The sequence below is a fragment of the Kribbella sp. NPDC055071 genome (assembly GCF_053608045.1).
This window is the reverse complement of the sequence record NZ_JBSGUS010000022.1, coordinates 34,465-47,865: the sequence shown is the minus strand read 5'-3', so window position 1 is coordinate 47,865 and position 13,401 is coordinate 34,465. Positions and strand designations below refer to the sequence as shown.

Here is a 13,401-nt window from a genome sequence, read left to right as displayed (position 1 = left end):
GACTCACAGCTTCGCGAGGGCTCGGCGCAGCGGGTCCAGGCCGATCGACCCGAGGTTCAGCGCGTCGGAGTGGAACTGCCGCAGGTCGAACGCGGATCCCTTCCGCTGCTTGGCGTCCTCGCGTGCCTGCAGCCAGATCCGTTCACCGACCTTGTACGACGGCGCCTGCCCGGGCCACCCGAGATAGCGATTCAGCTCCGCCCGCAGGAACTCGATCTCCATTCGGCAGTGCGCCCGGAGGAACTCGAGCCCGAGCTCGGCGTTCCACCGCTCGCCCGGCCGCCAGCCGAACGGGTTGTCCCGCGGAACCTCCAGCTCCAGGTGCATGCCGATGTCGACGATCACCCGAGCCGCCCGGAACCCCTGCGCGTCCAGCATGCCGAACCGCGCGCCGGGGTCCTCGAGGTATCCGAGCTCCTCCATCAGGCGCTCGGCGTACAAGGCCCAGCCTTCGCCGTGGCCGGAGACCCAGGAGTCGATCCGCTGCCAGCGGTTCAGCAGGTCGGTGCGCAGCATCGTCTGCGCGCACTGGAGGTGATGCCCGGGCACACCCTCGTGGTAGACGGTGGTGACCTCACGCCAGGTGGCGAAATCCTGTACGCCGTTCGGCACGGCCCACCACATCCGGCCGGGCCGGGTGGTCAGGTCCTCGCTGGGCGGCGTGTAGTAGATCGAGCCGTCGGAGGTCGGCGCGATCCGGCACTCCAGCGTGCGGATCTCGTCGGGAATGTCGAAGTGCGTGCCGGCCAGCTCGGTCACGGCCGCGTCGGACATCTGCTGCATCCAGTCGCGGAACGCGTCCTTGCCGTGGATCTTGCGGCTCGGGTCGTCATCGAGCAGCGCGGCGGTCGCCTCGATCGAGCGGTCGCCGCCGTTCAGGTCGGCCGCGATCGTCTGCATCGCGCCCTCGATCCGGGCCAGCTCGGCCCAGCCCCAGGCGTAGGTCTCCTCGAGGTCGACGGCCGCGCCGAGGAAGTAGCGCGACGCCAGCTCGTACGTCTCCCGGCCGCAGGCGTCCCGCTGCGGGGCCTGCGGCGCGATCTCGGCGGTCAACCACGCACCGAACTCCTCGTACGCCTTCCGCGCCGACGCCGCCGCGGCCTCGACCGACGGCTTGATCGCACCGTCCGGCGCCTGCGCGGCGAGGCCGGCGAAGAAGTCGTCGCCGTCGGCGCCGGTCCAGCTGGCGATCCGCGCGGCCAGGTCGTTCACCTGGCGGACCGCCGACACCTGGCCCTGCCCGGCCTGCTCGAGCAGGGTGTCGCGATACCCGTCCAGCGCCGTACCGACCTGGTTCAGCCGGATCGCGATCGTCTCCCAGTCCTGATCCGTTGCCGTCGGCATCAAGTCGAAGACCTGCCGGATCTCGGCCGGGATCGAGGAGATCGCGTTCAGCTGACGCTGCGGGAGGCCGGCCTCGAGCGACTCCAGCGCGAGGCCGAGACGCTCCAGGAATCCGTCCTTGGCGACCTCCTCGCGCGGGCTGCCGGTCTCGGTCGCCTGCGCCGCGGCGACGGAGCGCCGGGTCAGCTCGATCAGCCCGTCGAACCCGGACGGAGAGTAGTCCGGCAACTCGTGATCGTGGCCGGCGATGCCCATGAAGGTGGCGCCGGCCGGCTGCAGGACGACGTACTGCTCGAGGTAGCCCTCGGCGACCTGGTCGATCGGGGCGTTCGGGGTGTTGGCTGGAGTCACCTGGCCGACCCTACAGCGCGGGACCGGCTCAGCTGACCCCATTTGTTGCCGATACTGTTGCGGGCACTGGGGGCCGTTCGCATGTCAGTCGTGGAGAGAGGGGCCGGCGTTGAGCCAGCCACCGTACGGCGGTCCGCCGAACCAGAATCCGCCGTACCCGAATCAGCCTGGGCCTTACCAGCAGCCTGCTCCTTATCCGCAGCCTGCTTACGGTCCGCCCGGTCCTTACGCCGGACCACCACCGAACCCGTACGGCGGTCCCCCGCAGTACGGGCCGGGTTCGATGGCGCCGCAGCAGGGACCGGGGTTCGGTTGGGGACCCACCTTCGGGCCGCCCGGTCCGGGCGGGCCCGGGTTCCAGCCGGGCTGGCAGCCGCAGCGGCCGCGGAAGAAGTCGAAGGGCCCGCTGATCGCGATCCTGAGCATCGTCGGGGTGGTCGTAGTCGGCGCATGGATGGTCGGCGTGATCAAGAAGAACGCCGAGAACGACGCCACCCCGCCGGTCAGCTCGGGTCGCTACACGCCGGAGCCGGTCGAATCGCCCACCTCGGCCCCGACCGAACAGCCGACGAACACCGCGTCGCCCTCGCAGGGCAAGTCCGATGCGGAGATCGCGGCGAAGAACGCGCTCTACGCCGTCGGTCAGATGCCGACGGTCAACTGCAAGGAGCCGAGCGTCCGGCCGACCACGGCCCGTAACGCGGCCTCGTACTGGGCCGCGATCAAGCCCTGCCTGGACAAGTCGTGGGCCCCGCTGGTGGCGAAGGCCGGCTACACCTTCAAGGCGCCGACGATGATGTATTGGCAGGGCACCAGCATCAACAACCCGTGCGGCAGCGGACCGGTCAGCGTGCCGTTCTACTGCTCGGCGAACCACGTGATGTACATGAAGGTCGACGTCTTCGTGAAGTCCTACAACGAGTACCCGGACGCGGAGGCGAAGGCCTACGCCCGGATGTGGTACTCACGGTCGATCGCGCACGAGTACGGCCACAGCGTGCAGTACATGACCGGGATCCTGCAGGCGGCGAGCGCGATGCGCTACGAGCAGCCCGACGAGGCCGGCCAGATGCGGATGACCCGCCGGATGGAGTTGCAGGCGAACTGCTTCGCCGGTGTCTTCCTGGCCGCGAACAAGCGCAGCTATCCGATCAACGGTCTGATGCTGAGCGTCTGGACCAAGTACGTCGTGACCGCCGGCGACAAACCCGAGGAGGGCGACCACGGCAGCGTGGCCAGTCAGGCCCGCTTCATGGGGAAGTCCTTCACCACCGCCAATCCGGCGTCCTGCAACACGTTCGCGGCCTCGGCGGCCAACGTCAGTTAGAGCAGGTTGGCGGGCGCGACCTGGCGCCAGGAGTCGATCAGGATGTCGTGCAGTTCGTCGGCGTCCTCGAGCGCGTCGAGGCGGGCCCGAACCCAGTTCGAACCCGCCTCGTGCGGCGGAACCCAGAACTTCCCGGGTTCCGCCGCGATCAGCTCTTCGCGCTCCAGCCGCGGACACCGCACCGCGAACGAGGTCCCGTCGTCCGGCACCGTGAGGAACATCCGTCCGCCGACATCGAAGGTCGGGTGTCCCCACCGCTGCTTCTCCACGGTCTCCGGGAGGGACAGCGCGATCCGTCGTACGTCGTCTGCGTCGAGCACCCGCATACCTTAAGCGGCCCGCTTCCGCCCTGGCAGGAGGAGTGCGACGACCGCACCGACCGCGACGATGCCCGCGCCGGTCCAGACCGCGGGAACCAGACCGGCGGCGTACTGAGCCGGCGAGTCGTACGATCCGGCCGAGGCGAAGACCGAGGCCAGTACGGCGACGCCCATCGCGACCCCCACCTCACGGATGGTGTTGTTCGTACCGGACGCGACACCACGGTCCGCGTCGGGTGCGCTACCCATCACGACGCTGGCCGCCGGTGCGAACGTCAGACCCATCCCGATCCCGGCCAGGACGAACGGTACGACGAGTTCGCCGTACTGGGTCGTCGCAGTCGTGATCATTGCGATCCAGCCAAGCGCCACCGCCAGGAACACCTGCCCGCCGGCGATCAGCACTCGCGGACCGACCCGGTCGACAATCAGACCGGCGATCGGCGCGACCACCATCGGCGCCATCGTCCACGGCAGCGTCCGGATGCCTGACTGCAGTGGGGTGTAGCCCTGCACCACCTGGAAGAACTGGGCCAGCAAGAACACCGAACCGAACACGCCGACCGCGAAGGTGAACGAGGTGATGTTCACAGCGCTGAACGCACGGTCCGAGAACAACCGCAGCGGCAACATCGGGGCGGCAGTCCGGCGCTCCCAACTCACGAACGCGGCCAGCAACACCACACCGGCGATCAGCGTGCCCAAGACGCCGGCTGAGGTCCAACCGTCGTCGGCGCCGTGCACAACACCCCAAACGATCGACAGCACGCCACCTGTGGCCAGGACCAACCCGAGAATGTCCAGGCGCTTCGGAGCACCCTTCGACTCGGTCAGAACCCGCGCGGCGAGCACTATGGCCAGCACACCGATCGGCACGTTCAGCCAGAAGATCCACTGCCAGTTCAGTCCGTCCACAACGGCTCCACCCACGACCGGGCCAACAGCAACGCCCAATCCGGAGATGCCACCCCAGATGCCGATTGCGGCACTGCGCTGCTTCTCGGGTACGGCGCCCGCCAGCAACGTCAGCGACAACGGCATCACTGCCGCGGCACCGACGCCCTGAATCGCCCGGGCGCCGATCAGCATCCACGGCTCGGTCGCCAGCGCACACACCGCGGACGCCAGCGTGAACAGCGCGATCCCGGCCAGGAAGATCCGGCGCCGGCCGAGCCGGTCGCCGATCGCGGCCGCGGTCAGCAGCAACGCCGCGAAGGACAGCGTGTACGCGTTCACGAACCACTGCAGGTCGGACAGCGACGCGCCGAGCTCGGTCTTGATCACCGGCAGCGCGTTCGTCACGACCAGGTTGTCCAGGGTGACCATGAAGGTGGGGATCCCCACCGCGGTCAGGACAGCGCCGAGCCCGTACCTGCGGGCTCGCGCCGACGTGGGTCCGGACCCCAGCCCCGGCTGATCGAGAGCGGTCGACGTCATCTCTACCTCACCCATCCCGGCCTCTCGGCCGGCTAGTTGTAATTCACTGATAACAAGTGCGCAGGACTAAAGTATGCATCCACTGATAACATGTCAAGGGAGACGGAGGAGAGACATGGCGACGAGGGTGCGACTGACCGCGGCCGAGCGCGGCGAAGAGGTGCTGAAGGCGGCAGTGCAGGCCTTCGGCGCGTCCGGGTACGAGGGGACCAAGACCGATGAGATCGCCCGGATGGCGGGTGTCTCCCAGCCGTACGTGATCCGGCTGTTCGGCACCAAGCAGCAACTCTTCCTGGCCGCCGTGCAGAGCGTCTGCGACCGGATCGAGCAGATCTTCCGCGAGGCGGCGGCCGAGTCACCGGAGCTGAGCAACCTCGGGGCGAACTACGAGCGCCTGCTGTCCGAGCCCGAGGTCCTCCTGGTCCTCCTGCACGGCTTCTCGGCCAGCGGCGATCCGGCCATCGGCGACTGCGTCCGCCAGCGGTTCGGCCGGATCTACGCCCTGATCCGCGAACTCACCGGAGCAACCCCGCAGGAGGCCCGCGACTTCCTCGGCACCGGCATGCTCCTGACCGTCATGTCGGCCATGCAGGTCCTCGGCCCCAAGGCCGTCCCCACCGCCTGGGCCGAAGAGATCACCGAGACGTTCGGCCCCAAGGACGACTAGCCATGCCTTAGTCGCGGCCGAGTTTCTGACCGGCGGCGAACCAGATCGTCACCGTGACGAAGAGCAGCGCACCAACCGTGATCAGCAATGAGCCGGCCACGTCCGCGCCCTGCACCACGGCTGCGGCGATCGCGATCACCGGGATGATCACCACGGCGATTGCCGTCGGCAACCACCAGCGGCGGATCGCGTCCCGGTGCACCCGCGCGTACGACGGGACCTGTGCCGCGAACGCACTCGCCAGATGCACCACCACCAAGGCGATCGCGGTCACCGCCAGGCCCCAGGTCAGCTCGTTCGGCGCGCGCATCAACCAGCCGGCCGCGACGATCAGCAGGAACACCAACCCCGCCAGCGAATCCGGCAACACGACGGCCGCGATCAGCATCGGCACCCCGACCAACGGAATCAGGTCGAGCTCGTCCCACGACTGAACCGCCGGCACCAGCAACGCCACACCGCCCGCCACCGCAATCACCAACCGAGCCAGCAACACAGCCCGCCCCGAAGCCCGAACCTGAGCCAACCACAACGTAATCCGCTCAGCGGTACTCATGAGCGCACTCCATCCACGGCTGCCGGCCGCCCTGGGGTGGTGGAGCGGGGGTCAGCGGTGCTCATGAGCGCATCCGAGGGGCTGAGGCTAGGCGGGAGGCGTCTCTGAGGACTTCGTCGAGGGTGCCGGCGCCTCGCCACGGAACCGTGGGAACACCCAGGTCGCTGAGGCGGTCGAGATCGCGGCGGCGTTCAAGCAAACGAAGCCGCCAAGCCAACGGCCAGGTGCGGATGTCGTGCTCGTCCAGGTCAACGGCCGACGCGACATCCGGCGGCAGCGTGTCCACGGCAATGACGGTGCAACCAGAGTGCACGAGGGTCACGACGTACCCGAGCATCGCCTGTCGGAGCAGCGGGCTGAGCACCAGCACCAGACTGTCGGACCTGATCCGGTTCCGCCGGGCCAGTTGTTGTTCGTCCTGCTGACGACCTTTGCGATCGGCGTGCACGAGCGCGTCGAGGATCCGGCGCAGGTGCCCGCGACCGCTGCCGGAGCGAACGCCACGAACCAGGTTCCCGGTGTCGATCAACCGGACGCGGTCCCCATGCCGCAAGTAATGCTCGGCAATCGACGCCGCCGCCCGCACGCCCGTATCCAGGCTGCTCGACCGCCCGTCGATCCCTTCGCTGATCCCGATCTCGCCGCCGGTGTCGAGCAGGATCACCACCTCGGTGTCCCGATCCGACCAGGTCGACGTGACGTGCAGCTCCTGGGTCCGCGCGGAGACCGACCAGTTGATCCGCCGTAACCGATCCCCGGTCCGGAACGGCCGAACCCCAGCCAGCTCCGTCCCCTCACCCGGTCGCCGCGACCGATGCAACCCCACCAGACCAGCCGGCCGCGGTACGGCGTCGACCGCCTCGAACCCGTCCCGCAACGGCAACGTGGCCACGGTCAACGTCTCCGCCGACGTCACCTGGAGCCGATAGGCGCCCAGCACCGACGTGGCCGCAACCGTTGGCCGCTCCAACGCTCGCCGGCCCCACCGCTTCGACCGCAGCCCGACCTCGAGCGTGACCACGCCATCGGTCACCGGCTCGGCGATCGCCGCCTGCGGCGGGTCGTACTCGAACCACTGCGCGCGCGGCAGCGCCGCCACGATCAGATCGATATCAGGGTCGACCGTCCCGGACACCCGCAGCCGGTACGTCGTCGCCTGCCCCTCGAACAACACGTCCGTGTCCAGCTCGGTGTGCACCTCGGGCTGCTCCCGCGGCCGGAAGTATCTCCCCCACACCGCGAGGAACGCCAACGGCAACCCGAACACCGCCGCGTCCGGCCGTCGCGCGAGCACCGCGATGCCGAGTAGCACCGCGGCCGCGCAGATCGCCCGGATCTGCGCATGGGTCGGTCGCCATCTCATCAGCGGGATGCGCCGACCACGGTCGGCGGTGTCGCGACCGTCCCGAGGACAGTGCGAACGACCGTCGCACCGGTGACCTCATGCAGCCAAAGCTCCGGCCGCACAGTGATCCGGTGCGCGAGCGCAGGCACGGCGACCGCCTTCACATCCTCCGGTACGACGTAGTCCCGCCCCTGGATCACGGCGTACGCCCGGGCGGTGAGGAGCAGCGCGAGCGAACCACGCGGTGACGCCCCGACCAGGACCTGCGAGTCACGACGAGTCGCCGCCGCGAGCTCGACGCAGTACTGGCCGACGGTGTCGTCGACCGTGACGGTCTCGACCCGGCGTTGCGCGGCCAGGAGTCCGGCGGCGTCCGTGACAGCCTCGACCGTCTGGTCCTCGCTCCGGCGGCTCATCCGGCGCCGAAGCACCTCCCACTCCTCCTCGGGACTCGGGTAGCCGAAGCCGATGCGCAGCATGAAGCGGTCGAGCTGCGCCTCGGGGAGTGGGTACGTGCCCTCGTACTCGACCGGGTTCGCGGTGGCAAGCACGTGGAACGGCACCGGCAGCGGGAAGGTCTGGCCTTCGACCGTGACCTGATGCTCCTGCATCGACTCGAGCAGCGCGGCCTGAGTCTTCGGCGGGGTCCGGTTGATCTCGTCGGCCAGCAGCAGACCGGTGAAGATCGGTCCCGGCCGGAACACGAACTCCGCGTTCTTCTGGTCGTAAACGAACGCGCCGGTGACGTCCGACGGCAACAGGTCGGGCGTGAACTGCACCCGCCGGAACTCCAGCCCGAGCGCCTGCGCGAACGACCGCGCCGCCAGCGTCTTCGCCAGCCCCGGGTAATCCTCGAGCAGGACGTGTCCACCGGCGAGGATCCCGGCCAGCACCAACTCCAGCGCGTCGGCCTTCCCGACCACTGCCTGGCTCACCCGCTCGAGCACCTGCCGGCACAACCCGGACACCTCGGCGAGCGTCAGCTCGGGATCAGTCACAGTTCCTCACAGGTTCTCGATGGTGTGGATCGCGTACTCGATCTCGTCGAGGGACGCAGTACGTTTCTCGTCGCCGGCGATCAGGTTCCAGAGCCGATCGCCGGTGATCGCGCGGGCTCGCTCCGGCTCGAGCTCGGGGTCGACGCCGTGGCGATGGACGAGCCGATCGGTGCTGAGCTCCAGCAGCAGCGGACGGATCCGGCGAATGAACGTCTGCGATCCCTCACCCGCCCGGCGCTCACGACTCGACTCCGTGAGCCAGGTCGAGATGAACTGGGTCCGGTTGTCCTCACTGCGGGTCCGCATCGCCGCGAGCTGCTCGTCGTGCCGCGTCGGCCAGCTGGTCTCGAGCAGCTGCGGCGAGAGCAACCGAATCGCCAGCGACCCGAAGCCGATCGCCAGTGCGGCGGCCACGAACCACAACGGTCGTGGCGCCATCCCCGCGGCCCCGAACACCGCCACGAGCAGCAGGCTGACCAGCACTGTGATCCCGACATGCTGCAGGAGCACCGTGTTCAGCCGCATCGACCGGATCCGGCGTTCCTTCGGATCCGGCGGCGGCCCCTTCTCCTCCAGCGGAGTCCACCGGTACGACGTCATCGCGCCACCCCGCCCGTCCCCCGGCCCATCGCACTACTGTCGCCGATCATGGGCTCACCACCGGGTCCGGTGCCTCATCGTGCAGCGATCGGGCGACGGCCAACTCGTCCCTCAGGCGCAGCAGGGCAGCTCGCGCCTCGGAGCGGGCGGCTTCGGTCGAGCCGTGCGTCGAGTAGCGGGCCTCGCGATACAGCTCTCCGAGCCGCACCAACTCCGGCTCGGAGATGTCGCCGATGCTCAACACGCGAACAGTGAACTCGGCCGGCGTCTCCGACCGTTCGCGAGCCACGCCCGCCGACGCAGCCGCCTCCTCCAGCGCGACCCAACACGCGATCACCGCGTCGGTCGCCGTACCGGAGTTGATTCCGGCCAGGCCCGTATCCACGGCTTCGGCGAGCTTGTCGGCCTTCACCCGCTCCCAATCGGGGTCGGCGGGCTCGGCCTCCGGAAGCTTGACCGCACGAACGATGCGGTAGATCAACCAACCCAGCGCCACCACACCCGCGGCGATCACCACCCAGATCAGCGCCTGCACCAGGGCCTTGAACCACTCGGGCACCGGCTGCGCCTCCCGCCGACGCTGCGGCGGCCCACCGATCGGTGTCGGCGGATGGGCTGTCGGAGTCAACGTGCCGATCCGCTCCGGCTCTGGACTCGCCCGCAGCGTGCTCTCGCTCAGCGGCTTCACCGAACCCCCAGCCGACGCAAGCACCACGAACCCCGCCGCCGCGACCCCAGCCATCAGGAGCGTAGCCAGCGCAAGCGCACCCCGCCGCCGCCTCTGCATCTCGGAAGGCTAACCGATCAGAAGCCCGTATCGAGGTACGGAAGGCGGTCGGTGGAAAACGCTTGCGAGGTTGCGGCGAGGGATCCGGGGGTGTGTTCTTCGGCAAGTCCGGCCCGGGCGAGCCGGATCAGGGACGGCTTGCCGAGGTAGATGGCGCCGAGGTCGCGGACGTGCAGGGTCAGGTCGGGCGCGCGCGTCGTCGGCTCGCAGGTCGCGCCGTCGGGGCCGCCAGTCAGATGCCAACTCCGCGCGTTCCAGGGGAGGAAGTCGTCGGAGATTGCGAGCACGACGTCGAGCTCCCGCGCGTACGTCCGGGCAGCCAACACCCGTCCGACATCGACCGGGCGGAGCCAGAGGCCGTCGTCGGTGGTCGGTGATGCCTCCCAGGGATCGAGGAGGAGGTCCAGGAGTGGGTCGTCCGAGGCGAGACGCCGGCACTGCGTTTCGCCGAGCAGGTCGGGCTCGAGCAGATAGCGCCAGAGCGCGGCGTGTGCTGCAGTGTCGACCGCATGCACGTAGCTGACCTGCACCGACCCGCGGTCGGCCCGCTTGGTCCGGTAGTACGCATATCCGGTCATTTCGCCGTCGCGCTCGGCCAGCACGCAGCGCAGCTTCGAGACGCTGCGCACGTCGGTCGTCACGGTCTCTCGGATCGAATACTCCTGCCAACGCTCGTTGTGCTCGAACATCCCCGGCCGCCCAGCGGCAATCCGATTCCGGAACGCCGCACACACCCCGAGCGTCTCCCGCACATCGACGGACCTGATCCGTACGTCGTCAACGCCTGCAACTGGCCACAACTCGCGCAGAGCCTTCCGGACCGTGATTTTCTGGTGATCGCTCGCGAGTCCGTAGCCGAAGCGACCGTAGATCACGGCCTCGCTTGCGGTCAGCCCGGCCAGTGGCTCTGCGCCGGCCTCGTAGATCTCGGTCAGTTGCGCGCGCATCAGGTCACGCAGGATCCCGCGCCGGCGATGCGTCGGCCGGACCCCGACCAGCGTCACGCCGGCCATCGGCACCTGCCCACCTGGCACGGTCATCCGCAAGGAGAACGCGCCGGTGTGGCCGACCAACTGTCCCGCATCGACCGCGACCGTGCTCCGCTCCGGCTCCCACACCCGCCGCTCCGACTCCAGTTGCGCCTCGGTCCAGGGCGACGAGAACGCCATGTCGAGGAGCTCCATCAGCTCCTCCCACCCACCGGTGAACCGCTCGATCTCGATCGCCATACCCCTTACCTATCAGACGATCCAGCCTCGAGTCCGGAGAGTTCCGGGAGAATGCCTAAGGAATGCGTACTCAGTACCTGACTGGTTCCGCGGATCGAGGCAACAACCTGCCGTCTGCTCATGGGCCGGCCTGATCGGGGCACCATGGAGAGCATGGCAAGCCTTCGTGACGACGGGATGCCGGTCATCACCACGGACGGCGTGGTCCGCTTCGTGATCGGTACGGCCCTCACCTTCAGCTCGCTCACCACTTCGTTGTGGATCTCCCGCGCACACCTGCACCACCAGCCGGCCTGGCTCGTCGCGGTCGGCGTCGGAGTCGGCGCCGTCCTGCTCTGCCTCGTCCTACTGTGGAACCGGAGCTCGTTCGGGCCGTACATCCTCGACCTCCTGGTCGCCGCGGGCCTGATCGCGGCCGGTCTCTTCGTGGTCAAGGAGGTCGCCGCGATGGCGAAGCTGACCGCGGGCAAGGACGTGTTCCTGTGGGTGCTGGTGGGCGTCGACCTGCTCGGGTTCGTCCTGGTCTACAGCCTGGGCAACTATCCGGACGCGTAAGCCGCGCATCCGCGGCAGGACGGGAAATTTCCCGGCAGGACGGGAAAGCCGAGGTGCCCCGGCTCTAGACTGATGAAAACCGTTTTCATATACTCGTCGGCATGACCGCCCAACCGAAGACGCCGTTGTCCCTGCTGACCGGCCTGTCCAGCACGCTGCGCGAGCCGGTGCTGGAGGCAATGACAGACGCGACCACGGTCGCGGTCGTCGTGGATCAGGACGAGCTGTCCGAGCGAGGCGTGCTCTCGTGGCGCGTGCAGGATGCGTCCGGACCGATCGACGCCGGCGAGTTCACTGTCGGCGACGACTGCGGTGCGTGCCAGCTGATCGAGTCACTGCTGCCGTTGCTCGAGACCCTCGTCGCGCGTGCGCACTGGGATCACGTCGTACTGGCTGCTCCGCCTGCGATGGAGGCACGTCCCCTCGTGACGACGCTGGTGGCGGCACTGCCTGAGCTGGCGGTCGACACGGTCACCTGTGTGGTTGACGCCGTACTGCTGGTTGAGCAGCTGTCCGGTGATGAGCTCCTGGCTGAGCGGGGACTCGCGCTGGGGCTGCCGGATCGGCGGAACGTCGCTGAGCTCACCGCACGACAGATCGAGTACGCCGACGTGTGCGTGCTCGCGAATGCGCACCGCAACCCCAGTCCGGAGCGACTGCACCACCTGCTCTCGCACCTGAACCCACGGACCACAGTGGTTGCAGCTGACCCGGCTGGCGCGCCGACCGCAGCTGTGTCGCGCACCGGTCTGTTCGACTACGCACAGGCCGAGGCGTGGGCCGGTGAGCTTGCGTCGTCCGACCGCGTCCAGCCCAGCGGAGACGGCGTGACCACAGTGCTGTGGCGGTCAACCCGCCCACTGCACCCTGCTCGCCTGAACGACGCGCTCGAAGACATCGTGAACGGCGTGGTCCGCAGCCGCGGCGTGGTCTGGCTGGCGAACCGCCCCACCCAACGAGTCCGCTGGGAATCAGCCGGGTACAGCGCATCCCTAGGCACGCTAGGCGAGTGGTCCGAAACCAACCACCTAGCCGAATGCACAGTAGTGGCCACCGGCATGGGCCTCGACCCAGCCCGCCTCCAAAGCATCCTGGACGCCTGCCTACTCACCGAATCCGAACTGGCCACCCTCAACTGGAAAGACCTGGAAGACCCCTTCGCAGGCGTCTTCTGACCAGAACCCCTTGAAGCACAAAAGAAAACCAAAGAAACAGGAACAAAGAGAAAAGGAAGAACAGGTAAAGAAAAGATAGAGTAGCTGGGCACGTGGCGGGCTCGGTGCGTAGGTGCGGGCGGCCTGTGGTTGGTGTGTCGGGAATGCGATGACCGCGGTGCGTGACGGATCGGGGCTGTCGAGGACCAGTCGCTGAGTGAGCGGTCCCCAGGCCATCACAATCGATGGTTCCGGTGCAGCTCAGGCGTGACTCTGCCGCTGGACGGCGATTGTGATGGCCTGCAGCCCCGGGTGCGGATGCCTTGCGTGCCCGCTGGGTGGTTCGAGTCGTGGATTGTGGCGTGGTGGGGTGTGTCTGGCCGACCACGATCCACGACTCGATGCCTGCACATACTCTGACCCGCCGACCACCACCGGCGCCCAGCCCGGCCAGGCACCCAGCCGCTCTATCTTTTCTTTCCCTGTTCTTTTGAGGGTTATTCAGAACCCTTAAAGAAGAGCAAAGAAGGGAAAGACAGGGACAGAAAAAATAAGAGGGAACTGGGTCCCTGGCTGAGGTCGGCGGCGGGAAGGAGGTTTGGGAGGATATCGCGCCTGATCAGGGGAGAGATCCTCCCGAAGCTGACTGTTCCGGGCCGACGGAGCAGCAGGTGGACGGTGTGTCCGGGTGGCGGGTTTCTGGGCGTGGAACGGACGATTCGCGGAGGGCT

The 13,401-nt window shown here is 68.2% G+C and carries 13 protein-coding genes; 4 read left to right on the top strand and 9 right to left on the bottom strand.

Features of this window, described 5'->3' with window-relative positions; genetic code table 11:
* Nucleotides 1-3: 3 nt before the first annotated feature.
* A complete protein-coding gene (locus ACWF4Z_RS30560) occupies nucleotides 4-1,695 on the bottom strand; it encodes a DUF885 domain-containing protein (protein ID WP_452246628.1) in 1,692 nt (563 codons plus the stop codon).
* Between the two features lie 109 nt (nucleotides 1,696-1,804).
* Between ACWF4Z_RS30560 and ACWF4Z_RS30555 the strand changes: the two genes are divergently transcribed.
* Nucleotides 1,805-3,022: a neutral zinc metallopeptidase gene (locus ACWF4Z_RS30555; RefSeq protein WP_452246627.1), complete on the top strand. Its 1,218-nt coding sequence runs from the start codon at nucleotides 1,805-1,807 to the stop codon at nucleotides 3,020-3,022.
* Here ACWF4Z_RS30555 and ACWF4Z_RS30550 read toward each other — a convergent pair.
* Nucleotides 3,019-3,342, bottom strand: a complete 324-nt coding sequence (locus ACWF4Z_RS30550; protein ID WP_452246626.1) for an MmcQ/YjbR family DNA-binding protein — start codon at nucleotides 3,340-3,342, stop codon at nucleotides 3,019-3,021. The two genes, ACWF4Z_RS30555 and ACWF4Z_RS30550, sit on opposite strands and share 4 nt — an antisense overlap.
* 9 nt (nucleotides 3,343-3,351) lie before the next feature.
* Entirely contained in the window at nucleotides 3,352-4,794 is a 1,443-nt protein-coding gene (locus ACWF4Z_RS30545) for an MFS transporter (RefSeq protein WP_452246625.1), read from the bottom strand.
* A 100-nt stretch (nucleotides 4,795-4,894) separates the two neighbouring features.
* Between ACWF4Z_RS30545 and ACWF4Z_RS30540 the strand changes: the two genes are divergently transcribed.
* Nucleotides 4,895-5,446 carry a TetR/AcrR family transcriptional regulator gene (locus tag ACWF4Z_RS30540; protein ID WP_452246624.1) on the top strand — a complete coding sequence of 184 codons (552 nt, stop codon included), beginning with the start codon at nucleotides 4,895-4,897 and terminating at the stop codon, nucleotides 5,444-5,446.
* Between the two features lie 7 nt (nucleotides 5,447-5,453).
* On the opposite strand, the gene ACWF4Z_RS30535 is transcribed toward ACWF4Z_RS30540, so the two are convergent.
* From ACWF4Z_RS30535 to ACWF4Z_RS30510, 6 genes are all read right to left on the bottom strand, one after another.
* Complete coding sequence (locus tag ACWF4Z_RS30535) at nucleotides 5,454-6,002, bottom strand: hypothetical protein (protein WP_452246623.1); 549 nt, start codon at nucleotides 6,000-6,002, stop codon at nucleotides 5,454-5,456.
* Nucleotides 6,003-6,063: 61 nt separating this feature from the next.
* Nucleotides 6,064-7,365 carry a DUF58 domain-containing protein gene (locus tag ACWF4Z_RS30530; protein ID WP_452246622.1) on the bottom strand — a complete coding sequence of 434 codons (1,302 nt, stop codon included), beginning with the start codon at nucleotides 7,363-7,365 and terminating at the stop codon, nucleotides 6,064-6,066.
* A complete protein-coding gene (locus ACWF4Z_RS30525; protein WP_452246621.1) occupies nucleotides 7,365-8,345 on the bottom strand; it encodes an AAA family ATPase in 981 nt (326 codons plus the stop codon). Before ACWF4Z_RS30525 ends, ACWF4Z_RS30530 begins: the two co-directional genes overlap by 1 nt.
* Before the next feature lie 6 nt (nucleotides 8,346-8,351).
* Nucleotides 8,352-8,945, bottom strand: coding sequence for a hypothetical protein (locus tag ACWF4Z_RS30520; protein ID WP_452246620.1), 594 nt, complete (start codon nucleotides 8,943-8,945; stop codon nucleotides 8,352-8,354).
* Between the two features lie 46 nt (nucleotides 8,946-8,991).
* The gene (locus ACWF4Z_RS30515; protein WP_452246619.1) at nucleotides 8,992-9,732 is read right to left on the bottom strand and encodes a DUF4129 domain-containing protein; all 741 of its coding nucleotides are present in this window, start codon (nucleotides 9,730-9,732) and stop codon (nucleotides 8,992-8,994) included.
* Nucleotides 9,733-9,749: 17 nt separating this feature from the next.
* Nucleotides 9,750-10,961: a GNAT family N-acetyltransferase gene (locus ACWF4Z_RS30510; RefSeq protein WP_452246618.1), complete on the bottom strand. Its 1,212-nt coding sequence runs from the start codon at nucleotides 10,959-10,961 to the stop codon at nucleotides 9,750-9,752.
* A gap of 153 nt (nucleotides 10,962-11,114) precedes the next feature.
* Between ACWF4Z_RS30510 and ACWF4Z_RS30505 the strand changes: the two genes are divergently transcribed.
* Nucleotides 11,115-11,516 (top strand): hypothetical protein, encoded by a 402-nt coding sequence (locus ACWF4Z_RS30505; RefSeq protein ID WP_452246617.1) that lies wholly within the window; start codon nucleotides 11,115-11,117, stop codon nucleotides 11,514-11,516.
* 101 nt (nucleotides 11,517-11,617) lie between these two features.
* Entirely contained in the window at nucleotides 11,618-12,691 is a 1,074-nt protein-coding gene (locus ACWF4Z_RS30500) for a CobW family GTP-binding protein (RefSeq protein ID WP_452246616.1), read from the top strand.
* Nucleotides 12,692-13,401: the final 710 nt, after the last annotated feature.